At 55.4% G+C, this 23,079-nt stretch carries 27 protein-coding genes; 19 read left to right on the forward strand and 8 right to left on the reverse strand.

Going from position 1 to position 23,079, the window contains the following annotated elements; translation table 11 throughout:
* Position 1: 1 nt before the first annotated feature.
* Entirely contained in the window at positions 2-922 is a 921-nt protein-coding gene (gene speB, locus ACQG19_RS20365; protein ID WP_002434404.1) for an agmatinase, read from the reverse strand.
* A 276-nt stretch (positions 923-1,198) separates the two neighbouring features.
* Here speB and ACQG19_RS20370 point away from each other — a divergent pair, with 276 nt between their 5' ends.
* A complete protein-coding gene (locus ACQG19_RS20370) occupies positions 1,199-2,374 on the forward strand; it encodes an IS4 family transposase (RefSeq protein ID WP_038418736.1) in 1,176 nt (391 codons plus the stop codon).
* A gap of 47 nt (positions 2,375-2,421) precedes the next feature.
* On the opposite strand, the gene speA is transcribed toward ACQG19_RS20370, so the two are convergent.
* From speA to ACQG19_RS20385, 3 genes are all read right to left on the reverse strand, one after another.
* A complete protein-coding gene (speA, locus tag ACQG19_RS20375) occupies positions 2,422-4,398 on the reverse strand; it encodes a biosynthetic arginine decarboxylase (protein WP_014833212.1) in 1,977 nt (658 codons plus the stop codon).
* 8 nt (positions 4,399-4,406) lie between these two features.
* On the reverse strand, positions 4,407-4,538 hold the full coding sequence (gene yqgB / locus ACQG19_RS20380; protein ID WP_127312443.1) for an acid stress response protein YqgB: 132 nt from the start codon (positions 4,536-4,538) through the stop codon (positions 4,407-4,409).
* Between the two features lie 94 nt (positions 4,539-4,632).
* Complete coding sequence (locus tag ACQG19_RS20385; RefSeq protein ID WP_418926928.1) at positions 4,633-4,776, reverse strand: hypothetical protein; 144 nt, start codon at positions 4,774-4,776, stop codon at positions 4,633-4,635.
* Positions 4,777-5,201: 425 nt separating this feature from the next.
* Between ACQG19_RS20385 and metK the strand changes: the two genes are divergently transcribed.
* The 8 genes from metK to ruvX all read left to right on the forward strand — a co-directional run bounded on the left by metK (position 5,202) and on the right by ruvX (position 12,276).
* Positions 5,202-6,356 carry a methionine adenosyltransferase gene (metK, locus tag ACQG19_RS20390; protein ID WP_013098658.1) on the forward strand — a complete coding sequence of 385 codons (1,155 nt, stop codon included), beginning with the start codon at positions 5,202-5,204 and terminating at the stop codon, positions 6,354-6,356.
* 350 nt (positions 6,357-6,706) lie between these two features.
* Positions 6,707-8,104 (forward strand): galactose/proton symporter, encoded by a 1,398-nt coding sequence (gene galP, locus ACQG19_RS20395; protein ID WP_013098659.1) that lies wholly within the window; start codon positions 6,707-6,709, stop codon positions 8,102-8,104.
* 58 nt (positions 8,105-8,162) lie between these two features.
* Positions 8,163-8,660, forward strand: a complete 498-nt coding sequence (locus ACQG19_RS20400; RefSeq protein ID WP_246932807.1) for a SprT family zinc-dependent metalloprotease — start codon at positions 8,163-8,165, stop codon at positions 8,658-8,660.
* Between the two features lie 94 nt (positions 8,661-8,754).
* Positions 8,755-9,462 (forward strand): deoxyribonuclease I, encoded by a 708-nt coding sequence (gene endA, locus ACQG19_RS20405; RefSeq protein ID WP_246932805.1) that lies wholly within the window; start codon positions 8,755-8,757, stop codon positions 9,460-9,462.
* Between the two features lie 52 nt (positions 9,463-9,514).
* Positions 9,515-10,246 (forward strand): 16S rRNA (uracil(1498)-N(3))-methyltransferase, encoded by a 732-nt coding sequence (gene rsmE / locus ACQG19_RS20410; RefSeq protein ID WP_057071845.1) that lies wholly within the window; start codon positions 9,515-9,517, stop codon positions 10,244-10,246.
* Between the two features lie 19 nt (positions 10,247-10,265).
* On the forward strand, positions 10,266-11,213 hold the full coding sequence (gene gshB / locus ACQG19_RS20415; RefSeq protein WP_023620782.1) for a glutathione synthase: 948 nt from the start codon (positions 10,266-10,268) through the stop codon (positions 11,211-11,213).
* Positions 11,214-11,299: 86 nt separating this feature from the next.
* Positions 11,300-11,860: a YqgE/AlgH family protein gene (locus ACQG19_RS20420; protein WP_013098664.1), complete on the forward strand. Its 561-nt coding sequence runs from the start codon at positions 11,300-11,302 to the stop codon at positions 11,858-11,860.
* Positions 11,860-12,276 (forward strand): Holliday junction resolvase RuvX, encoded by a 417-nt coding sequence (gene ruvX / locus ACQG19_RS20425; protein ID WP_246932804.1) that lies wholly within the window; start codon positions 11,860-11,862, stop codon positions 12,274-12,276. Before ACQG19_RS20420 ends, ruvX begins: the two co-directional genes overlap by 1 nt.
* A gap of 10 nt (positions 12,277-12,286) precedes the next feature.
* Here ruvX and ACQG19_RS20430 read toward each other — a convergent pair whose 3' ends face one another.
* Positions 12,287-13,267, reverse strand: coding sequence for a type IV pilus twitching motility protein PilT (locus tag ACQG19_RS20430; RefSeq protein WP_029883139.1), 981 nt, complete (start codon positions 13,265-13,267; stop codon positions 12,287-12,289).
* A gap of 17 nt (positions 13,268-13,284) precedes the next feature.
* Between ACQG19_RS20430 and ACQG19_RS20435 the strand changes: the two genes are divergently transcribed.
* From ACQG19_RS20435 to ACQG19_RS20460, 6 genes are read left to right on the forward strand one after another with little or no spacing between them, the layout of a single operon-like run.
* A complete protein-coding gene (locus ACQG19_RS20435; protein ID WP_023620785.1) occupies positions 13,285-13,986 on the forward strand; it encodes a YggS family pyridoxal phosphate-dependent enzyme in 702 nt (233 codons plus the stop codon).
* Positions 13,987-14,007: 21 nt separating this feature from the next.
* A complete protein-coding gene (locus ACQG19_RS20440; RefSeq protein ID WP_013098667.1) occupies positions 14,008-14,574 on the forward strand; it encodes a YggT family protein in 567 nt (188 codons plus the stop codon).
* Complete coding sequence (gene yggU / locus ACQG19_RS20445; protein WP_020687057.1) at positions 14,571-14,858, forward strand: DUF167 family protein YggU; 288 nt, start codon at positions 14,571-14,573, stop codon at positions 14,856-14,858. Before ACQG19_RS20440 ends, yggU begins: the two co-directional genes overlap by 4 nt.
* Before the next feature lie 12 nt (positions 14,859-14,870).
* Positions 14,871-15,464 (forward strand): XTP/dITP diphosphatase, encoded by a 594-nt coding sequence (locus ACQG19_RS20450; RefSeq protein ID WP_058680986.1) that lies wholly within the window; start codon positions 14,871-14,873, stop codon positions 15,462-15,464.
* A complete protein-coding gene (gene hemW, locus ACQG19_RS20455; RefSeq protein ID WP_020687055.1) occupies positions 15,457-16,605 on the forward strand; it encodes a radical SAM family heme chaperone HemW in 1,149 nt (382 codons plus the stop codon). Before ACQG19_RS20450 ends, hemW begins: the two co-directional genes overlap by 8 nt.
* A 56-nt stretch (positions 16,606-16,661) precedes the next feature.
* Entirely contained in the window at positions 16,662-17,000 is a 339-nt protein-coding gene (locus tag ACQG19_RS20460) for an endonuclease domain-containing protein (RefSeq protein ID WP_058678487.1), read from the forward strand.
* 82 nt (positions 17,001-17,082) lie between these two features.
* On the opposite strand, the gene ACQG19_RS20465 is transcribed toward ACQG19_RS20460, so the two are convergent.
* Genes ACQG19_RS20465 through trmB form a run of 3 tightly spaced genes read right to left on the reverse strand, consistent with a single transcriptional unit; the run spans position 17,083 to position 18,901 of the window.
* Positions 17,083-17,799, reverse strand: coding sequence for a DUF2884 domain-containing protein (locus ACQG19_RS20465; protein ID WP_023621456.1), 717 nt, complete (start codon positions 17,797-17,799; stop codon positions 17,083-17,085).
* 56 nt (positions 17,800-17,855) lie between these two features.
* Complete coding sequence (locus ACQG19_RS20470) at positions 17,856-18,182, reverse strand: YggL family protein (RefSeq protein WP_003862421.1); 327 nt, start codon at positions 18,180-18,182, stop codon at positions 17,856-17,858.
* Entirely contained in the window at positions 18,182-18,901 is a 720-nt protein-coding gene (gene trmB / locus ACQG19_RS20475) for a tRNA (guanosine(46)-N7)-methyltransferase TrmB (RefSeq protein WP_020689542.1), read from the reverse strand. The genes ACQG19_RS20470 and trmB overlap by 1 nt, the downstream gene beginning before the upstream one ends.
* A 144-nt stretch (positions 18,902-19,045) precedes the next feature.
* Between trmB and mutY the strand changes: the two genes are divergently transcribed.
* The 4 genes from mutY to ACQG19_RS20495 all read left to right on the forward strand — a co-directional run bounded on the left by mutY (position 19,046) and on the right by ACQG19_RS20495 (position 23,076).
* Positions 19,046-20,098, forward strand: a complete 1,053-nt coding sequence (mutY, locus tag ACQG19_RS20480; RefSeq protein ID WP_169746047.1) for an A/G-specific adenine glycosylase — start codon at positions 19,046-19,048, stop codon at positions 20,096-20,098.
* Positions 20,099-20,123: 25 nt separating this feature from the next.
* Complete coding sequence (locus ACQG19_RS20485; protein ID WP_013098674.1) at positions 20,124-20,396, forward strand: oxidative damage protection protein; 273 nt, start codon at positions 20,124-20,126, stop codon at positions 20,394-20,396.
* Positions 20,397-20,452: 56 nt separating this feature from the next.
* Complete coding sequence (gene mltC / locus ACQG19_RS20490) at positions 20,453-21,529, forward strand: membrane-bound lytic murein transglycosylase MltC (RefSeq protein ID WP_013098675.1); 1,077 nt, start codon at positions 20,453-20,455, stop codon at positions 21,527-21,529.
* Positions 21,530-21,819: 290 nt separating this feature from the next.
* Positions 21,820-23,076, forward strand: a complete 1,257-nt coding sequence (locus ACQG19_RS20495; RefSeq protein ID WP_013098677.1) for a nucleoside permease — start codon at positions 21,820-21,822, stop codon at positions 23,074-23,076.
* Positions 23,077-23,079 lie beyond the last annotated feature (3 nt).

Genomic DNA, 23,079 nt, shown 5'->3' on the forward strand with positions numbered 1-23,079 from the left:
CTTATTCGCCTTTTTTCGCAGCCTGGATATAGAGCATTTCCAGTGCCAGGGTCGCCGCGGCCAGCGCGGTGATCTCGGACTGGTCATAGGCAGGCGCCACTTCCACCACGTCCATCCCGACAATGTTCAGATCCTTCAGGCCGCGCACCAGTTTGATGGCGCGGTCTGAGGTCAGCCCGCCGATCACCGGCGTACCGGTGCCCGGCGCAAACGCCGGATCCAGACAGTCGATGTCGAAGGTCAGGTACACCGGCATATCACCGACGATCTGCTTAACCTGCGCGATGATGTCATCCACGCCGCGATCGTTCACCTGACAGGCGTCCAGCACGGTGAAGCCGTTGTCTTTGTCAAACTCGGTACGGATACCGATCTGCACGGAGTGGTTAGGATCGATCAGACCTTCGTTCGGTGCGGTGTAGAACATGGTACCGTGGTCGAACTCGCAGCCGTTCGCGTAGGTGTCGGTGTGCGCATCGAAGTGCACCAGCGCCATTTTACCGAAGTGCTTCGCGTGGGCGCGCAGCAGCGGCAGGGTCACGAAGTGGTCGCCACCGAAGGAGAGCATGCGTTTACCGGCAGCCAGCAGTTTCTCGGCGTGGGCCTGCAGCTTTTCGCTCATTTCACGCGCGTCACCGAAGGCGTACACCAGGTCACCGCAGTCCACCACATTCAGGCGTTCGCGCATGTCGAAGTTCCACGGGAAGCGGTTATGCTCCCAGGCCAGGTTGGTGGAAACCTGACGGATCGCCGCCGGGCCGTGACGACCGCCCGCACGGCCTGATGTGGCCATATCAAACGGCACGCCGGTGATCACCCAGTCAGCATCGCTGTCGTACGGCTGGAAGTTCATCGGAAGGCGTAAAAAACCAAACGCGTTAGATACCAGAGAGTTGTCGTACTGATGACCTAAAGTGCTCATGTCCTGACCTCTTTTAAAGTCGATGCGTTAAAAACAGATGAAAAAAAATCCCCTCCGCGTCGTTAAACCCGACGAGGAAGGGATTGATTCGTAAATCGCTTATTGGGGCGAATTATCGCCGTTAATTCATACGGGTTCAAGTGAGTATAGGGCATTGTGCGGTCTTTGCCCCTCACCCTAACCCTCTCCCACGGGGCTGAGGGTTCCCCAGAAAAATGAAAAGCACGATGAAGTGTGATCTACTGGTTGCGCTAACAAATCAGAAGAGACCTCATCGTGCCTTTACAGACAGTCTGCCAGAAATTTTTCTCCGCGTCTTTACCGGATGTTCACAGCTTCCGGATTAATGTCCTTGTTTCCATGGCCGTTGCCCTCACGCACGGTGCGGATCTGACCCTGACCAGCCTTGGTCGCACTCTTCCCGGCAGAGCGCACGTCAAAAATAAAATTAAACGTGTTGACCGTGCCCTGGGTAATACCGCCCTTCACCGGGATATTCCCCGTATTCAGCACCTGCTCACACATACCATCACCTCCCTGATGCCCTTCTGTGTGATTGCTGTCGACTGGACAGGCTGGCATGACAGGAACTGGTATCTTCTGCGGGCAAGCCTGGTCTGTAATGGTCGCTCACTGCCGCTTATGAGTGAGGTTGTCCCCGCAGAGCTGGCGCAGAACAGTGATGTACAGTGCCGCTTCCTTGACCGCCTGCATGATGCCATCCCGAAAGATAAAGCCGTCACCATCATTACGGATGCAGGCTTCCGGACAGACTGGTTCCGGCATGTCAGCCAGCTGGGCTGGAGCTTCACCGGCAGGGTCAGGGGCTGCATCAGCTTCCGGCTGGACGGAGATAAAAAATGGATGAAAATCAGTGAGCTTGAGGCTACCGGACAACCGGTCTGCGTGGGTTACGGTGTCCTGTCCCGTAAACCACGAACGCCCTGTTACGGCCGGTTCTATCTGCATAAGCGCCCTGACGCAGGGCGTCAGGGAAAAGGGGGGATGCCGAAAACACAGCGGGAACACCGCAGTAGCGCGCGGGAGCCCTGGCTGCTGTTCAGTAATGCAGAGGGACTGGAGCCGCACCAGATAATGGCCCTGTACAGCCGCAGAATGCAGATAGAACAAAACTTCCGGGACGACAAAAGTCCACGCTTCGGGTTCGGTCTGAGGCTGAGCCGGAGTCAGGGAAAAGGGCGACTGGAAGTGCTGAATATGGTCGCGGCAATGGCAAGCCTGGTGATGTGGCTGGCAGGTTACAGGGCAGAAAGGCAGTGTTTACACTGGCACTATCAGGCAAGCAGCATCAGGCACAGACGGGTGCTGTCATACCTGAGTCTGGCAGAAGAAGTCATCCGGCATGAGCCCGGGAAAGTGAGACGGCTGAATATAGTTAACGAGATGAAAAAGCTGGGAAAAGAGTACAGTAATATGGTCATGGTGGCATGACCATATTACTGGGGATCCCTCAGCCCACGGGGAGAGGGAGGTTTGCCTTACTCGTCTTCCAGGTAGGTGTACCCGTACAGACCCGCTTCAAACTCTTCCAGGAACTGCTGCTGCAGCGCGTCATCCAGACCGGTGTTTTTCACCTGATCGCGGAATTGCGTCAGCAGGGTTTTCGGATCCAGCTGCACGTATTCCAGCATGTCCGCCACGGTGTCACCTTCGTCAGACAGCTCCACTTCCACGCTGCCGTCAGGGAAGACAAACACGTCAACCGCTTCGGTATCACCGAACAGGTTATGCATGTTGCCAAGGATCTCCTGATACGCGCCGACCATAAAGAAGCCCAGCATTGGCGGGTTCTCCGGGTCGTATTCCGGCATTGGCATGGTCGTTGCGATACCGTCGCCGTCAACATAGTGGTCGATGGCACCGTCGGAGTCACAGGTGATGTCCAGCAGCACCGCACGACGTTCCGGGGCGTGATTCAGCCCTTCCAGCGGCAGAACCGGGAACAGCTGATCGATACCCCAGGCATCCGGCATCGACTGGAACAGCGAGAAGTTGACGTAAATCTTGTCCGCCATACGTTCCTGCAATTCGTCGATAATCGGACGGTGCGCACGGTTGCTCGGGTCCAGCTGTTTCTGCACTTCATGGCACATGTTCAGATAAAGCTGCTCGGCCCACGCGCGCTCCTGCAGGCTAAAGGTGCCTGAAGAGTAGCCGACGTGAATATCATGCAGGTCCATCTGGCTGTCGTGCAGCCATTCGCGCAGTGAACGGCGCGTGCCTGGCTCATGCATCTCCTGCCAGGTTTCCCACATGCTTTGCAGCGAACGCGGGGCATCGTCTTGCGGAGGCGTCGCTTCGGTGATTTCGCTGCGCTCAACGCCGATGATGTTAGAGACCAGCACCGTATGGTGCGCGGTCACCGCGCGGCCAGACTCGGTGATCACCGTCGGGTGCGGCAGGCCGTGCTCTTCACAGGCATCGCCAATCGCCCAGATAATGTTGTTCGCGTATTCGTTCAGGCCGTAGTTCACGGAGCAGTCGGACTGCGAGCGGGTACCTTCATAGTCCACGCCCAGGCCGCCGCCCACGTCAAAGCACTGAATATTGACGCCGAGCTTGTGCAGCTCAACGTAGAAACGCGCTGACTCACGCACGCCGGTAGCGATATCACGAATGTTGGCCATCTGCGAACCGAGGTGGAAGTGCAGCAGCTGAATGCTGTCCAGACGACCGCGCTCGCGCAGAATTTCCACCAGCTGCAGTACCTGGTTTGCCGCCAGACCGAATTTAGATTTTTCGCCGCCGGAGGACTGCCATTTACCGGAACCCTGCGAGGCCAGACGCGCACGCACGCCAAGACGTGGCACCACGTTCAGGCGCTCGGCTTCTTCCAGTACGATGGCGATTTCTGTCATCTTCTCGATAACCAGATAGACCTTATGGCCCATCTTCTCGCCAATCAGCGCCAGACGAATGTATTCACGGTCTTTATAGCCGTTACAGACGATCACTGAACGGGTCATGCCCGCATGCGCCAGTACGGCCATCAGCTCTGCTTTTGAACCCGCTTCCAGGCCCAGCGGTTCGCCGGAGTGGATCAGGGATTCAATGACGCGGCGGTGCTGGTTCACCTTGATGGGGTAAACCAGGAAGTAGTCGCCTTTGTAACCGTAAGATTCACGCGCACGCTTGAACGCGGCGTTAATAGAACGCAGACGGTGTTGCAGGATCTGCGGGAAGCAGAACAGTGCAGGCAAACGCTGGCCCTGCGCCTCACGTGCTTTCACCAGTTTGGCGAGATCCACGCGCGCTTCAGGGACGTCCGGGTCCGGGCAGACGCTGATGTGGCCCAGCTCGTTGACGTCGTAGTAGTTATTGCCCCACCAGGCAATATTGTAAGTGCGCAGCATCTTGCTGGCTTCCTGGGAGCTCATCGCAACCTCCTGCATGGAACGTAGTACACCCTGTTCGCCCGCTGACGAAGGCGAAAAAGAAGACATGTCGTCAGACATAGCGAACCTCAACTCTTTGTATTAAGTGTAAAACAGTTGACTACTATCGCAGCGTTATACGGCGATAACAACCCATAAACGGCTCCGTTTCCCAGCAGAGTATGCTGAAATCCAGACCGTGCGACCGGTTTCTTATTCATATCATTGTAAAACACGTATCCGAACTCTGTATGACAAGGTTCGGCGAAACCACGAGAAAACTCTTGTATTAACAAGAGCGCCCTTGTTCAGTTTTCACAAAGCGTGACCGGCCCTGGAATCCTGAGAAGCGCCGAGATGGGTATAACATCGGCAGGTTTGCAGACTAGAAATGTGGGTTGCGGGAATCAAATGCGCGCCAGAACGGCTGCGCTGAATTAGCGGAAAACGATGGTTCATTATCTCGTATCACCTCCACGGCCGCCTCTGCTGAAACGGACCACAAGCCAAAGCTAAAAGTTCACTGCTTAACCCGGCTGGAAGTGGCGACACGATGAGTTCATCGAGCGCTTTTTTGGTATGAGCCGCGCGCCGCGTTTTATACCGAGAACAGGGGTAAAAAGCAAAAGATAAATACGCGGGTTGCCAGGAGCGTCAGGAAAAATTTCCAGTAATGAATTCAACTCAGTGAGAGCGTTGTCAAAAAAAACTGGAAATCGGGCGAAGAAGTGACCTAAAATAGCCATCCAGATGTTAATCCATCTATACTGATTAACACTCATACTGCCAGTGTCAAAAAACCTGCGGCCTTGGTAGAATTATCTCCTTTGGCTATTCCACACAGCAGCTTGAGCTAACCAAATTCCTCTTAGGTGAAATAAAACATGGCAAAACACCTGTTTACGTCCGAGTCCGTATCAGAAGGACATCCTGATAAAATTGCTGACCAAATCTCCGATGCGGTGCTGGATGCGATCCTGACTCAGGATCCGAAAGCGCGCGTAGCGTGTGAAACCTATGTCAAAACCGGCATGGTTCTGGTTGGCGGTGAGATCACCACCAGCGCATGGGTTGATATCGAAGAGATCACCCGTAACACGGTACGTGAGATCGGTTATGTACATTCTGATATGGGCTTTGATGCCAATTCCTGCGCGGTTCTGAGCGCAATTGGTAAACAGTCTCCAGACATCAACCAGGGCGTTGACCGTGCCGATCCGCTGGAACAGGGCGCGGGCGACCAGGGCCTGATGTTCGGCTATGCAACCAACGAAACCGACGTGCTGATGCCAGCACCGGTGACTTACGCGCACCGTCTGGTGCAGCGCCAGGCTGAAGTGCGTAAAAACGGCACCCTGCCATGGCTGCGCCCGGATGCAAAAAGCCAGGTGACCTTCCAGTACGACGACGGCAAAATCGTCGGCATTGACGCGGTGGTTCTGTCTACCCAGCATGCCGAAGATATCGATCAGAAATCCCTGCAGGAAGCAGTGATGGAAGAGATCATCAAGCCTGTTCTGCCAACCGAATGGCTGAGCAGCGCAACCAAATACTTCATCAACCCAACCGGACGCTTTGTGATTGGCGGCCCAATGGGTGACTGCGGTCTGACCGGTCGTAAAATCATCGTTGATACCTACGGCGGCATGGCGCGTCACGGTGGCGGTGCATTCTCCGGTAAAGATCCATCAAAAGTGGACCGTTCTGCTGCTTACGCTGCACGCTATGTGGCGAAAAACATCGTTGCTGCAGGCCTGGCTGACCGCTGTGAGATCCAGGTTTCCTACGCCATCGGCGTGGCAGAGCCAACCTCCATCATGGTTGAAACCTTCGGTACTGAAAAAGTGCCTTCAGAACAGCTGACCCTGCTGGTGCGCGAGTTCTTCGACCTGCGTCCATACGGCCTGATTCAGATGCTGGATCTGCTGCACCCAATCTACAAAGAAACCGCTGCATACGGTCACTTTGGTCGCGAACATTTCCCATGGGAAAAAACCGACAAAGCCGCTCTGCTGCGTGAAGCTGCCGGTTTGAAGTAATCGACTACCCGCTGCTTAAACAGGCCAGCCTTTGTGCTGGCCTTTTTTATGTCGGGTGGCGGCAATGTTTGGAACCGCTTACACCTCACTTTCTATACCCCGCTTTCAGAATATTCTCTTTGCATGATCGCCTTTCTTCTGCTGTTACATTTCCTTTCAGTTAAGTCTGAAATTCAAACAAACGCGATGCACATCAATTAATTTACCTCTATATTTTCAAAGCTTTAATTATTTTTACGGTTGCAGCTTAGTGTAACCGATTACACCATTGTGATTTGTCTCACATATTTTTACGGGTCGCTCACCTACCCTTAACATCGATAAAACTGATAACCCAACTGGAGGGCATAATGCCTGACAATAATAAACAGGGGCGTACGTCCAACAAGGCGATGACTTTCTTCGTCTGCTTCCTTGCCGCCCTGGCAGGATTACTCTTTGGCCTGGATATCGGCGTGATTGCCGGCGCTCTTCCCTTCATCGCAGACGAATTCCAGATTAACGCACACACCCAGGAATGGGTGGTCAGTTCCATGATGTTTGGCGCTGCCGTTGGTGCCGTCGGCAGCGGCTGGCTCTCTTTCAAGCTGGGACGTAAAAAGAGCCTGATGATTGGCGCGATCCTCTTCGTTGCCGGTTCCCTCTTCTCTGCCGCCGCCCCTAATGTTGAAGTGCTTATTCTTTCCCGCGTGCTGTTGGGGCTGGCCGTGGGCGTCGCGTCTTATACCGCGCCGCTTTACCTGTCAGAAATCGCGCCGGAGAAAATTCGCGGCAGTATGATTTCGATGTACCAGCTGATGATCACCATCGGTATTCTGGGCGCTTACCTGTCCGATACCGCGTTCAGCTACAGCGGCGCATGGCGCTGGATGCTGGGCGTGATCATCATTCCAGCCGTTCTGCTGCTGATTGGCGTCTTCTTCCTGCCGGACAGCCCGCGCTGGTTTGCCGCCAAACGCCGCTTCCACGATGCTGAACGGGTACTTTTGCGCCTGCGAGATACCAGCGCAGAGGCGAAGAACGAGCTGGAAGAGATCCGCGAAAGCCTGAAGGTGAAACAGTCTGGCTGGGCGCTGTTCAAAGAGAACAGCAACTTCCGCCGCGCGGTGTTCCTTGGCGTGCTGTTACAGGTAATGCAGCAGTTCACCGGGATGAACGTCATCATGTATTACGCGCCAAAAATCTTTGAACTGGCGGGTTATACCAATACCACCGAGCAGATGTGGGGCACCGTGATCGTGGGGCTAACCAACGTGCTGGCGACTTTCATCGCCATCGGTCTGGTCGACCGCTGGGGACGTAAGCCAACGCTGACCCTGGGCTTCCTGGTGATGGCCGCCGGTATGGGGATTCTCGGTACCATGATGCATATGGGCATTCACTCTCCAACCGCGCAGTACCTGGCGGTAGGTATGCTGCTGATGTTTATCGTCGGGTTTGCAATGAGTGCCGGTCCGCTGATTTGGGTTCTGTGCTCTGAAATCCAGCCGCTGAAAGGGCGTGATTTCGGTATCACCTGCTCTACCGCGACCAACTGGATTGCCAACATGATCGTCGGTGCCACGTTCCTGACCATGCTCAACACGCTGGGTAATGCGAACACCTTCTGGGTCTACGCCGGTCTGAACCTGTTCTTTATTATTCTCACCGTCTGGCTGGTTCCTGAAACCAAACACGTTTCACTGGAACACATTGAACGTAACCTGATGAAAGGTCGTCCGCTGCGCGAAATCGGCGCACACGACTAATCCTCTTGCGGGAGGCGCCTCTTGCGCCTCCCCGCTTCGCGCTTTATGCTCTGCCCCTATGAAAGCACCCCGTCTCCCCATCGCCATTCAGCAAGCCGTTATGCGCAGCCTGCGGGAAAAACTCGCCCAGGCCAACCTGAAGCTCGGCCGTAATTATCCGGAGCCGAAACTCGTCTACCAGCAGCGAGGAACCGCGGCGGGTACCGCCTGGCTGGAATCCTATGAGATCCGCCTGAACCCGGTTCTGATGATGGAAAACCAGCAGGCGTTTATCGAGGAGGTGGTACCGCACGAACTGGCACACCTTCTGGTATGGAAACACTTCGGCCGCGTGGCTCCGCACGGCAAAGAGTGGAAATGGATGATGGAGGCGGTGCTCGGCGTTCCGGCACGCCGGACTCATCAGTTTGAACTGGAATCGGTACGCCGTAATACCTTCCCCTACCGCTGCCAGTGCCAGCAGCATCAGCTCACCGTTCGTCGCCATAATCGTGTGGTACGCGGCGAGGCAACCTACCGCTGCGTGAAGTGCGGCGAGCCACTGGTCACAGAATAACCAACTGAACTTTCAGGAACTTTCCTGATCTGGCTGATTGCATACCGGAACAACTTTCGCTACGTTGCGGGCTCGTTTTGACACGGAGTGTAAGATGTCCCGTAATTTCTCTCTCGCGGTTGCCTTTTTGACAACGGCCCTCTCCGGCCAGGCTCTGGCCGACGGTATCAACAGTTTTTCCCAGGCCAAAGCGGCAGGCGTGAAGGTCAACGCTGACGTGCCGGGCGATTTCTACTGTGGTTGCAAAATTAACTGGCAGGGTAAAAAAGGGATCGTTGACCTTGGATCCTGCGGCTATAAGGTGCGTAAAAACGAAAACCGCGCCAGCCGCATCGAGTGGGAGCATGTGGTTCCGGCATGGCAGTTTGGCCATCAGCGCCAGTGCTGGCAGGATGGCGGACGTAAAAACTGCGCCAAAGATCCGGTCTATCGTCAGATGGAAAGCGATATGCACAACCTGCAGCCGGCGGTTGGCGAAGTCAATGGCGATCGCGGCAACTTTATGTACAGCCAGTGGAACGGTGGCGAAGGTCAGTATGGCCAGTGCGGTATGAAGGTTGATTTTAAAGAGAAAGTCGCTGAGCCACCCGCCCGGGCACGCGGCAGCATTGCCCGCACGTACTTCTATATGCGCGATCGTTACAACCTCAACCTTTCCCGCCAGCAAACCCAACTGTTTAACGCCTGGAATAAACAATACCCGGTCACCGAGTGGGAATGTCAGCGCGACGAACGCATCGCCAGGGTCCAGGGGAATCATAACCCTTACGTCCAGCGGGCTTGCCAGGCGCAAAAGAGCTAACCTACACTAGCGGCAATTCGCTTACACAGCATGACACATGGAATTTTTGACTATGCGTATTCCTCGCATCTATCACCCTGAACTGATTACCGCTGGCCGCGAAATCGCCCTGTCTGACGATGCCGCCAACCACGTTGGCCGCGTGCTGCGCATGGGGCCAGGCCAGGCGATTCAGCTGTTTGACGGCTCCAACCAGGTTTTCGACGCGGAAATTACGCGGGCGGATAAAAAAAGCGTGCACGTCAATGTGCTGCGCGGCGAAATCGATGACCGTGAATCGCCGCTGCACATTCATCTGGGCCAGGTGATGTCGCGCGGGGAAAAGATGGAGTTCACCATTCAGAAATCCATTGAACTGGGTGTAAGCCTCATTACGCCACTTTTTTCTGAGCGCTGCGGCGTTAAACTGGACGCGGAACGTCTGAACAAGAAGATCCAGCAGTGGCAGAAAATTGCCATTGCTGCCTGCGAACAGAGTGGCCGCAACCGTATTCCGGAGATCCGCCCGGCGATGGACCTGGAAGACTGGTGTGCAGAAGAGGAGAGCGGGCTCAAGCTCAATCTCCATCCGCGCGCCAGCGCCAGCATCAATACGTTGCCGCTGCCCGTTGAGCGTGTACGCCTGCTGATTGGCCCGGAAGGCGGCCTGTCGGCAGATGAAATTGCCATGACGGCGCGTTACCAGTTTACTGATATTCTGTTGGGACCTCGCGTTCTGCGCACTGAGACAACGGCACTCACAGCCATCACCGCGCTACAGGTGCGGTTTGGCGATCTGGGTTGACCCATTAACGGAGAAGAACATGATCAAGCTCGGCATCGTGATGGACCCCATCGCAAACATTAACATCAAGAAAGATTCCAGCTTCGCCATGCTGCTGGAAGCGCAGCGACGCGGCTATGAGCTCCACTATATGGAGATGAACGATCTTTATCTGATCAACGGTGAAGCCCGCGCACGCACCCGCATCGTTAACGTCGAGCAGAATTACGACAAATGGTACGAATTCGGCAGCGAGCAGGATATTGCGCTCGCCGATCTCAACGTCATCCTGATGCGTAAAGATCCTCCGTTCGACACCGAATACATCTACTGCACCTATATCCTTGAGCGCGCAGAAGAAAAAGGGACGCTTATCGTCAATAAACCGCAGAGCCTGCGCGACTGCAACGAGAAGCTCTACACCGCCTGGTTCTCCGACCTGACGCCGGAAACGCTGGTGACCCGCAGCAAAACACAGCTTAAGGCATTCTGGCAGAAGCACGGTGATATCATCATGAAGCCGCTGGACGGCATGGGCGGTGCGTCTATTTTCCGCGTAAAAGAAGGCGACCCGAATATCGGCGTGATTGCCGAAACGCTGACCGAACTGGGTACGCGTTACTGCATGGCACAGAACTATCTGCCCGCGATTAAAGATGGCGATAAACGCGTCCTGATCGTGGATGGTGAACCCGTGCCTTACTGCCTGGCACGTATCCCGCAGGGGGGCGAAACCCGTGGCAATCTGGCGGCCGGTGGCCGTGGTGAACCGCGTCCGTTAACCGAAAGCGACTGGGAAATTGCCCGCCGCGTCGGCCCAACGCTGAAAGCCAAAGGCCTGATCTTTGTTGGCCTGGATATCATTGGCGATCGTCTGACCGAAGTGAACGTTACCAGCCCGACCTGCATTCGTGAAATTGAAGCGGAATTCCCGGTCTCGATCACCGGAATGCTGATGGACGCCATCGAAAAACGTCTCCAGAAATAACTTACCAATACTATTAGTGACAGCCCCCCGGTTTGTCCGCATACTGGGGCTGTCGCTTTTTAAACCAGGAAACAGTACCTCTGACAATGAATTTACAGCATCACTTTCTTATTGCCATGCCTGCTCTCCAGGACCCGATTTTCCGCCGCTCCGTGGTTTATATTTGTGAATACAATGAAGACGGCGCGATGGGCATTATCATCAACAAACCGCTGGAAAACCTGCAGGTTGAAGGGATTCTGGAAAAGCTGAAAATTACAGCTGAAGCGCGCCTGCCGGAAATCCGTCTTGATAAACCGGTAATGCTGGGTGGCCCCCTTGCAGAGGATCGCGGGTTTATCCTGCATACGCCGCCCATTTTCTCTTCCAGTATTCGTATCTCTGACAACACGGTAATCACCACCTCCCGCGATGTGCTGGAAACGCTGGGCACCGCAGAGCAGCCTTCCGAAGTGCTGGTGGCTCTGGGTTACGCCTCCTGGGAGAAGGGTCAGCTTGAACAGGAGATCCTGGATAACGCCTGGCTCACCGCACCTGCGGATATGAATATCCTGTTTAAAACCCCTATCGCCGATCGCTGGCGTGATGCGGCGAAACTGATTGGCATTGATATTCTGACCATGCCAGGCGTAGCGGGGCACGCGTAATGAGCGGCACACTTCTGGCCTTCGACTTTGGCACGAAAAGCATTGGCGTCGCCGTCGGCCAGCGTATCACCGGCACCGCTCGCCCGCTCACGGCCCTTAAGGCGAACGACGGCACACCGGACTGGAACCTCATTGAGCGTCTGCTCAGAGAGTGGCAGCCAGACGATGTGATTGTCGGTCTGCCGCTGAACATGGATGGCACTGAACAGCCGCTTACCGCCCGCGCGCGTAAGTTTGCCAATAAAATCCACGGTCGCTTTGGCGTTTCCGTGAAACTCCACGACGAACGATTGAGTACCGTCGAAGCGCGTGCCGGCCTGTTTGAGCACGGGGGTTTCCGCGCACTCAACAAAGGCAGCGTCGATTCGGCTTCTGCCGTCATTATCCTCGAAAGCTATTTAGAACAGGGTTACTGAGCGCCGGGGCCTACAACCGCCCCTGCGCCCGTCGCTCTGCCAGGCTCTGGTCAAAGTTCTGCATCCCCGCCTGCTGACCGGTTTGAATAATCCCGGGCAACTGCCACGTTTTACCTTCGCGGATAAGGTTCGCTGCCGCTGGCGTATTCACCAGCAGCTCATACAGCGCGACGCGACCACCCTGCAGGTCGGGAAGCAGTCTTTGCGCCAGCACCGCCCGCAGGCTGCCGGCCAGCTGATTACGCACCGGGTCTTTCTCCTGCGCCGGGAACGTATCGACCAGCCGTTCAATCGCCTGAGAGGCACCGCGCGTGTGCAGCGTCGCCAGCACCAGATGCCCGGTTTCAGCGGCCGTCAGGGCCAGGCGGATCGTTTCGCTGTCGCGCAGTTCTCCCAGCAGGATGACATCCGGATCTTCACGCAACGCAGCGCGAAGCGCCTCGGCAAATGAGGGACTGTGCAGGCCTATCTCCCGCTGCTGAATCAGGCAACGTTCACTCTGATAGACAAACTCCACCGGATCTTCCAGCGTCAGAATATGCCCATCCGTCTGGTGATTAAGAAAATCCACCATTGCCGCAAGGGTGGTAGATTTGCCGCTGCCGGTTGCCCCCGTCACCAGTATCAGCCCGCTGTCGTGGGATAAGAGTTCCGGGATAGCCCGGGGAACCCCCAGGGCGGAGAGCTGCGGACAGGCCCGGGGCAACAGGCGTAGCGTGATTGAGTTGCCCTTCATCTGTTTAAAGGCGCTTGCGCGCAGGCGCTGGTTTCCCGTAAGGGTCACGGCAAAATCCACCTGCCCGCTTGCCCACCATGCCCCCTGCTGCTCATCGTTGAGCCACGTTTTCAGTAACGCATCCACATCGGGAGAGGGAAAGGGAGCCGGTTCAAGGCGGCCTACTCTGCGCCAGCGCGGTGGCGAATCACTGCACAGGTGTAGATCGGAGACATTATGCTTTACACTAAGGGCCACAATTTCTTCCACATCCATACATTACTCCTCGGAAAATGAACAACATTGCGCATAACCTGGCACAGGTCCGGGACAAAATCTCAGCCGCAGCAACACGTTGCGGCCGTGCTTCAGAAGAAATTACGTTACTTGCAGTGAGCAAAACCAAGCCTGCGAGCGCCATCGCAGAAGCGATTGATGCTGGCCAGCGTGCATTTGGTGAAAACTACGTGCAGGAAGGCGTGGATAAAATTCGCTACTTCCAGGAGCAGGGGAATACCGGCCTGCAATGGCACTTTATTGGCCCACTGCAGTCGAATAAAAGCCGTCTGGTGGCAGAGCACTTTGACTGGTGCCATACCATCGACCGTCTGCGCATTGCCACACGTCTGAACGATCAGCGCCCGGCGGAGATGCCCGCGCTTAACGTGCTGATTCAAATCAACATCAGTGATGAAAACAGCAAGTCCGGCATTGCGCTGAGCGAGCTGGATGCGCTGGCGGCTGAAGTGGCCGCGCTGCCGCGCTTAACCCTGCGCGGTTTGATGGCAATCCCGGCGCCTGAGTCAAGTTATGAAAGGCAGTTTGCCGTGGCACAGCAAATGGCTGTAGCATTTGGGGCGCTTAAAGCGCGCTACGAAACGGTAGACACGCTTTCTCTGGGCATGTCGGATGATATGGAAGCCGCCATCGCGGCAGGCAGCACTATGGTGCGCATCGGCACGGCAATTTTCGGTGCGCGCGACTACACCCAATAATAAGGAAACCTGAGGAACGCCATGAAGACGTTGACTTTCCTGCTCTCAACGGTCATTGAGCTGTATACGATGGCGCTTTTGCTGCGCGTCTGGATGCAGTGGGCCCGCTGTGATTTTTACAACCCGTTCTCGCAGTTTGTCGTGAAAATCACCCAACCTGTTGTGGGGCCGCTGCGCCGTATTATTCCGGCGATGGGTCCCATTGACAGCGCATCTCTGCTGGTAGCGTTTATTCTGAGCGTTATCAAAGCGATTGTGCTGTTTATGGTCATCACCTTCCAGCCGATCATCTGGATTGCTGCCGTCCTGATCCTGATTAAAACCATCGGTCTGCTGATCTTCTGGGTGCTGCTGGTCATGGCCATCATGAGTTGGGTCAGCCAGGGCCGCAGCCCGGTGGAATATGCACTGATTCAGCTGGCGGAACCGCTGCTGCGCCCTATCCGCAACCTGCTCCCGTCAATGGGCGGCATCGACTTTTCCCCGATGATCCTGGTTCTGCTGCTGTATGTCGTTAATATGGGCATTGCCGAGCTGTTACAGTCCACGGGCGATATGCTGCTGCCGGGGCTGTGGATGGCGCTATGAGTGCAGTAAGCACCTGCACTGATGGGCTGGTTTTACGGCTGTATATTCAGCCGAAAGCCAGCCGTGACAATATTGTTGGACTGCATGGCGACGAGTTAAAAGTCGCCATCACCGCCCCACCGGTAGATGGCCAGGCAAATGCGCATCTGACCAAATATCTGGCAAAACAGTTTCGCGTTGCTAAAAGCCAGGTCATCATAGAAAAGGGTGAACTTGGGCGGCATAAACAGGTAAAAATCCTTAATCCGCAATCCATCCCGACGGAAGTCGCGGCTCTGATTTAACAGGATAAAACGATGCAGAAAGTTGTTCTCGCTACCGGCAACGCCGGTAAAGTGCGCGAGCTGGCCTCGCTATTAAATGATTTTGGGCTGGATGTGGTGGCGCAGACCGAGCTGGGCGTGGAGTCCGCCGAAGAGACCGGCCTGACGTTTATCGAAAACGCGATCCTGAAAGCACGCCATGCCGCACAGGTCACCGGCCTGCCCGCGATTGCCGATGATTCCGGTCTGGCGGTTGATTTTCTGGGCGGTGCTCCGGGCATTTACTCTGCCCGCTATTCAGGCGTGGACGCCACCGACCAGCAGAATCTGGAAAAGCTGCTTGTCGCCCTGAAGGATGTGCCAGACGAACAGCGTACCGCGCAGTTCCACTGCGTGCTGGTCTATATGCGTCACGCTGAAGACCCCACGCCTGTCGTCTGCCACGGCAGCTGGCCGGGGGTGATTACCCGTGAAGCCACCGGTAACGGCGGCTTTGGCTACGATCCGATTTTCTTTGTCCCGACTGAGGGCAAAACCGCTGCGGAACTGACCCGCGAAGAAAAAAGCGCGATTTCCCACCGTGGACGCGCCCTGAAACTGTTACTGGAAGCCCTGCGTAATGGCTAATTTGCCGCCTCTGAGTCTTTATATTCATATCCCCTGGTGCGTGCAGAAATGTCCGTACTGCGATTTCAACTCGCATGCGCTGAAAGGTGAAGTGCCGCACGATGATTACGTTGCACATCTGCTGGCCGACCTGGATGCCGATGTACCTTACGCACAGGGACGTGAAGTGAAGACCATTTTTATTGGTGGCGGTACGCCGAGCCTGCTGTCAGGCCCGGCGATGCAGACGCTGCTGGACGGCGTGCGTGCGCGCCTGAATCTGGCAGCGGATGCTGAAATTACGATGGAAGCCAACCCCGGTACCGTTGAGGCCGACCGTTTTGTCGAGTATCAGCGGGCGGGCGTGAACCGGATTTCCATCGGCGTGCAGAGCTTTAGCGAGCCGAAGTTAAAACGACTGGGGCGTATTCACGGCCCGGAAGAGGCGAAGCGGGCGGCAAAGCTGGCTACTGGGCTGGGTCTGCGCAGTTTTAACCTCGACCTGATGCACGGCCTGCCGGATCAGTCGCTGGAAGAGGCGCTGGACGATTTGCGTCAGGCGATTGCCCTGAACCCGCCGCATCTTTCGTGGTATCAGCTGACTATCGAGCCCAATACGCTGTTTGGCTCTCGTCCGCCGGTGCTGCCGGATGACGATGCGCTGTGGGATATCTTTGAGCAGGGCCATCAACTGTTGACCGCCGCAGGCTATCAGCAGTACGAAACGTCGGCCTATGCGAAGCCGGGCTACCAGTGCCAGCACAACCTGAACTACTGGCGCTTTGGCGACTATCTGGGCATTGGCTGCGGCGCGCACGGTAAAGTGACGTTCCCTGACGGGCGTATCCTGCGTACCGCAAAAACGCGCCATCCGCGCGGATATATGGAAGGTCGTTATCTCGAACGTCAGCACGATGTCGAGGCGGTGGATAAGCCGTTTGAGTTCTTTATGAACCGCTTCCGCCTGCTGGAAGCCGCGCCGCGTAAAGAGTTTGCCCTTTATACCGGGTTGCCGGAAACCGTGATTCGCCCACAAATTGACGAGGCGCTGGCACAGGGGTATCTCACGGAATGTGAGGAATACTGGCAGATCACCGAGCACGGCAAACTGTTCTTAAACTCCCTTCTTGAGCTGTTCCTCGCCGAAGAATCTGAAGGCTGATTCAGGATTTTGCATCCCGTTCTGCCAGCTGAGGGAAAGGCTGGCAGAGTGTGGGGATGGAAAAATCAAAACAACTCCGCAAACAAATGACACCCGAAGAGATACGCCTCTGGTATTTGCTCAGAGGTCGTCGCTTCTTTGGGTATAAGTTTCGCCGTCAGATGCCGATTGGTGCGTATATCGTGGATTTTGCCTGCATTAAGGCAAAGCTAATTGTTGAGCTGGATGGGGGGCAACATCAGGATAAAGAGGAATATGACTCGCATCGTACCGAGTTTTTAAATACCAACGGATGGGAAGTCGTACGGTTCTGGAATAATGAGTTTCGCGTTAACGAAGAGGAAGTGTTGCATATCATTCTTCAACGACTGCAGAGCCTGATGCCCTCACCCTAACCCTCTCCCACAGGGAGAGGGAACGATTACACCCTCTCCCATGGGGAGAGGGCTGGGGTGAGGGGCCCTGCGCGCAGAGGGGCTACTTCAACGTCCCCACCAGCGCCTTCCTGCTGTCTTCCAGCGACACCACGCGTTTACACACGTCTTTACCGAACTGCTGGAAATCGGCTTCCTGATTCTTCCACTCGTTCTGAATCGAGGTCTGCAGACCGCCCAGGCTACCCAGTACGCCTTGCAACGGGTTACCGCCGCCTTTCAGTACCGCTTTGGCGCCCATCTCGTTAATGCTGTCCTGCAGGATGCCGCCCATGGCCTGATTCACCAGCTGCTGGCCGTCAGCACGCACCTGATCAATCGCTTTGTAGTGGAACGTCAGGCCGTCGGTACGATGCTCGATAATCCGGTTCATCTGCTCTTTCAGCTGTTTGTCGAGCTTCGTCAGGCGGGTGCGCATGTTGCTGCTCTCACCCACCTCTTTGGTAATGATCTTGTCCAGCGCAACGCGGCCTTTTTCAACGCGGGTCAGCGCGCCTTCATCAATCCACGGCAGCGCGGTACGCAAATCGGCCTGGTAGTCTCTGGCCTGCTCACGCTGCGCGGCGGTCAGGTTGTACTGTTTGCCATTGAACGTGACATCACCCTGCGGCGTGATGACCAGATTGCCGTTCTCACCTTTAACCTGAACGGTTTGCGGACTTAACACCACGTCATCACGCGGGGTGACGCTACATTTATACTCCGCATGGGCGGTGAATCCGGTTGCCATTAAGACAACAGCCAGCAACGTTTTGCGCATCTTTAACACTCCCTCAGACAAAATGGGCCAGCTAATGCTGGCCCCTGACTTCTTTATTAGTCCCACCAAACGTCGAAAAGTTCGCTGACGCGGACATCTTCCAGTTTGTGGTCTTCAAGCCATTTACGTACCAGCGCCTGATGTTCTTCGGTGCATTTACCCACTTCCTGGGTGCAGATAAGACCTTCCCACGCCAGATAGCCGCTACCGTCGAAGGCCAGCTTGTTTGGCTCGATCACCTCGTTGATGAACGCATCAACGTCCTGATCGATCTGCTCAACGCTGGTGCCTTCCGGGAAACGCCAGGCAACGGAGAAGCCCACTTCCTGGAATTCTTCGATGTGCATCTTTTTACGCAGACGACGGCTACGATTCTTTGCCATTATTTCACCCTCTCGAACATTAAGTCCCATACGCCGTGACCAAGACGATGGCCACGCTGTTCAAATTTCGTTACCGGACGCGATTCCGGACGCGGTACATAGTCGTTGCTCTCTGACTGGTTTTTATACCCGTCCAGAGACGACATCACTTCCAGCATATGTTCCGCATACGGTTCCCAGTCGGTCGCCATATGGAAGACACCGCCCAGTTTCAGCTTACTTTTTACCAGCTCGGCAAACGGCGCCTGAACGATACGGCGCTTATTATGACGTGCTTTGTGCCACGGGTCAGGGAAAAAGAGCTGAACCATGTTCAAAGAATTGTCAGGAATCATTTTGTGCAGCACTTCCACCGCGTCGTGACACATCACGCGCAGGTTCTCGACCCCCTCTTCGTGGGCGGTGGCCAGACACGCGCCAACGCCTGGAGAATGCACTTCTATGCCGAGGAAGTTCTGCTCCGGGCGGGCTTTCGCCATGGTCACCAGCGAGGTGCCCATACCAAAGCCGATCTCCAGGGTCACTGGCGCATCGCGACCGAACAGGTCGGCAAAGTCGAGCGGCTGCTCGCTGAACTCAACGCCCATCACCGGCCAGTAGTTGTCCAGCGCATGTTGCTGCCCTTTTGTCAGGCGACCCTGACGGCGGACAAAGCTGCGAATACGGCGCAGCGGGCGACCGTTTTCATCAAATTCCGGTGAAATGACGTCGTTTTTCATAAAAGAGTTGTCTGCTTGTGAGAATGTTCGGGAAACGGGCATTATCCAAAGTTAAGGCTTCTATGCAAGCATGGGAAAGATCCGGTTTACAGCAGATTGACGCTGTGCTGCAATCGGCGTCCCTGATTATACGAATCGATGACCATGCAAGCCTCTCAATTTTCAGCCCAGGTGCTGGACTGGTACGACAAATACGGGCGTAAAACCCTGCCCTGGCAAATTGAAAAAACGCCTTACAAAGTATGGCTCTCCGAAGTAATGTTGCAACAAACGCAGGTTGCCACGGTGATCCCTTACTTTGAGCGTTTTATGGCGCGCTTTCCCACGGTAACCGATCTGGCCAACGCGCCGTTAGATGAGGTGCTGCACCTGTGGACAGGGCTTGGCTATTACGCCCGCGCGCGCAATCTGCACAAAGCCGCACAGCAGGTCGCGACGCGCCACAACGGTAAATTCCCGGAAACCTTCGACGAGGTGGCGGATTTACCCGGTGTCGGACGATCCACCGCGGGTGCCATCCTCTCACTGTCCCTCGGCAAGCATTTCCCGATCCTTGACGGTAACGTGAAGCGCGTGCTGGCACGTTGCTATGCGGTTGACGGCTGGCCGGGGAAAAAAGAGGTCGAAAAGCGGCTGTGGGAGATCAGCGAAGCGGTAACCCCGGCAAAGGGCGTGGAGCGGTTTAACCAGGCGATGATGGATCTCGGTGCGATGGTCTGCACGCGCTCGAAACCAAAATGCGAGCTCTGCCCGCTCAATAACCTGTGCGTGGCGTACGCAAATCATTCCTGGGCGCAGTATCCCGGTAAAAAGCCGAAGCAGACGCTGCCGGAGCGCACCGGTTACATGCTGTTGATGCAGCACGGGGACGAGGTCTTTCTGGCGCAGCGCCCGCCGAGCGGCCTCTGGGGTGGTCTATACTGCTTCCCACAGTTTGAAGATGAAGCCACGCTGCGGGCCTGGCTTAAACAGCGCGGCATTGCTACCGATAACCTGACGCAGCAGACCGCGTTTCGCCACACTTTCAGCCATTTCCATCTGGATATTGTGCCGATGTGGCTTCCCGTGTCCTCCTTCGCCTCGTGCATGGATGAAGGCACCGCTCTCTGGTATAACTTAGCGCAACCGCCATCAGTCGGGCTGGCGGCTCCCGTGGAGCGCCTGTTACAACAATTACGTGCCGGTGCAATGGTTTAGCATCGGCTAAAAAAGAGGAATGAGTATGGCCAGAACCATTTTTTGTACTTTCCTGCAGCGCGACGCTGAAGGCCAGGACTTCCAGCTCTATCCGGGCGAACTGGGTAAGCGCATTTATAACGAGATCTCCAAAGAAGCCTGGGGACAGTGGCAGAAAAAACAGACCATGCTGATTAACGAGAAAAAACTCAGCATGATGAACCCGGAACACCGCAAGCTGCTGGAGCAGGAGATGGTGAACTTCCTGTTCGAAGGTAAAGACGTCCACATCGAAGGCTATACGCCGCCGGAAAAATAACAGCGCGCGGGGGAAACCCCGCCGTTCAAGCAAACACAACACGCACTCCCGGAATGATGAAAAAAATTTTAGCGCTAGCCCTTGTTGCGCCGTTGCTTGTCTCGTGTTCATCCAAAAAAGGCGATGAATACAACGAAGCCTGGGTTAAGGACACCAACGGTTTTGATATTTTGATGGGGCAGTTTGCCCACAACATCGAGAACATATGGGGATTTAACGAAGTTCTTATCGCCGGACCTAAGGATTACGTTAAGTACACCGACGCATACCAGACCCGTAGCCACATCAACTTCGATGACGGTACGATCACGGTTGAAACCATCGCGGGGACTGACCCTGCGGCGCATTTACGGCAGGCCATTATCAAAACCCTGCTGATGGGCGACGATCCGGGTTCTATCGATCTCTACTCCGACGCCGACGACATTACCATTTCTAAAGAGCCGTTCCTGTACGGTCAGGTCGTGGACCAGACCGGTCAGCCAATCCGCTGGGAAGGCCGCGCCACGAAATTCGCCGACTATCTGCTGCAAACGCGTCTGAAAAGCCGCACCAACGGCCTGAAAGTGATTTATAGCGTCACAATTAACCTGGTGCCGAACCACCTCGACAAGCGTGCGCATAAGTATCTGGGCATGGTGCGTCAGGCGTCACGTAAATATGGCGTGGATGAGTCGCTGATCCTGGCGATCATGCAGACCGAATCGTCCTTTAACCCGTACGCCGTGAGCCGTTCCGACGCGCTGGGGCTGATGCAGGTTGTCCAGCACAGCGCCGGTAAAGACGTGTTCCGCGCACAGGGGAAATCCGGCACGCCGAGCCGTAGCTATCTGTTTGACCCGCAAAGCAACATTGATACCGGTACGGCCTATCTGGCGATGCTGAATAATGTCTATCTGGGCGGGATTGATAACCCAACCTCACGTCGTTATGCGGTCATTACCGCGTACAACGGCGGTGCAGGCAGCGTGCTGCGTGTCTTCTCGAATGACAAAGTGCAGGCCGCAAATATCATCAACAGCATGGCGCCGGGGGATGTGTACGCCACCCTCACCACCCGCCACCCGTCTGCGGAATCCCGTCGTTATCTGTATAAGGTGAATACGGCGCAGAAGAACTATCGTCGCCGCTAGAAAATAACACCCCTCACCCTGCCCTCTCCCAAAGGGAGAGGGTATTCAAGTTCCCTCTCCCTTTGGGAGAGGGTTAGGGTGAGGGGGCATCAGGCCGCACCTACCCCATCTCACCCCACCCATACGAAAATGTTATTTGCATCACAATCCAAACTGCAAATTAATGTGGATTGCATTTTTTTGCGGGAGGTAACAAAACATATCGTTGCCAACTGATAGAATTGCATCAAATAACAACCCTGAATGTTCCTATAACAACATATCTCCCGCTCACTTGTGAGGAAAGTAACATGAACCTTAAGCTGCAGCTTAAAATATTGTCGTTTCTGCAGTTCTGCCTGTGGGGTAGCTGGCTGACTACACTCGGCTCCTATATGTTTGTGACGCTCAAGTTCGATGGTGCGTCAATCGGTGCCGTCTACAGCTCGCTGGGTATCGCGGCGGTCTTTATGCCAACGCTGCTGGGGATCGTGGCGGATAAATGGTTGAGTGCGAAATGGCTGTACATGCTTTGCCACCTGGTGGGCGCGGGGACGCTGTTTATGGCAGCCCAGGTCACCACGCCGGGGGCGATGTTTATGGTGATCCTGCTTAACTCGCTGGCCTACATGCCAACGCTTGGGCTGATCAACACCATCTCCTACTACCGCCTCAAATCCGCCGATATGGATATCGTGACCGACTTCCCGCCTATCCGTATCTGGGGCACCATCGGTTTTATTATGGCAATGTGGGGCGTGAGCTTCGCGGGCTTTGAACTGAGCCATATGCAGCTCTACATCGGTGCGGCGCTCTCCGTGGTGCTGGCACTGTTTACCCTGACGCTGCCGCATATTCCGGTATCTAACCAGCAGAAAAACCAGAGCTGGAGCACCATGCTTGGCCTGGACGCCTTCGCGCTGTTTAAAAACAAACGCATGGCGATCTTCTTTATCTTCTCCATGCTGCTGGGCGCGGAACTGCAAATCACCAACATGTTCGGCAATACCTTCCTGCACAGCTTCGATAATAACCCGCTGTTCTCAGGCAGCTTTATCGTTGAACATGCCTCGGTAATGATGTCCATCTCGCAGATCTCTGAGACGCTATTCATCCTGACCATCCCGTTCTTCCTGAGCCGCTACGGCATCAAGAACGTCATGCTGATCAGTATTGCCGCGTGGATGTTGCGCTTCGGCCTGTTCGCCTACGGCGACCCAAGCCCGTTCGGCACCGTGCTGCTGGTTCTGTCGATGATTGTTTACGGCTGCGCCTTCGACTTCTTCAACATCTCCGGTTCGGTGTTTGTGGAAAAAGAGGTGAAACCTGAAATCCGCGCCAGCGCACAGGGTATGTTCCTGATGATGACCAACGGCTTCGGCTGTATCCTGGGCGGCGTGGTGAGCGGTAAAGTGGTTGAGATGTATACCACCAACGGCATTACCGACTGGCAGCCAGTGTGGCTTATCTTCGCCGCATACTCGCTGGTGCTGTTCTTCGCGTTTATCGTGCTGTTCCAGTACAAGCATGTACGCGAACCGCACGGCGCACAGCCAGTCGCGCATTGATTA

It is taken from the genome of Enterobacter cloacae complex sp. 277I4 (assembly GCF_050031465.1).
Taxonomy (GTDB): domain Bacteria; phylum Pseudomonadota; class Gammaproteobacteria; order Enterobacterales; family Enterobacteriaceae; genus Enterobacter; species Enterobacter cloacae.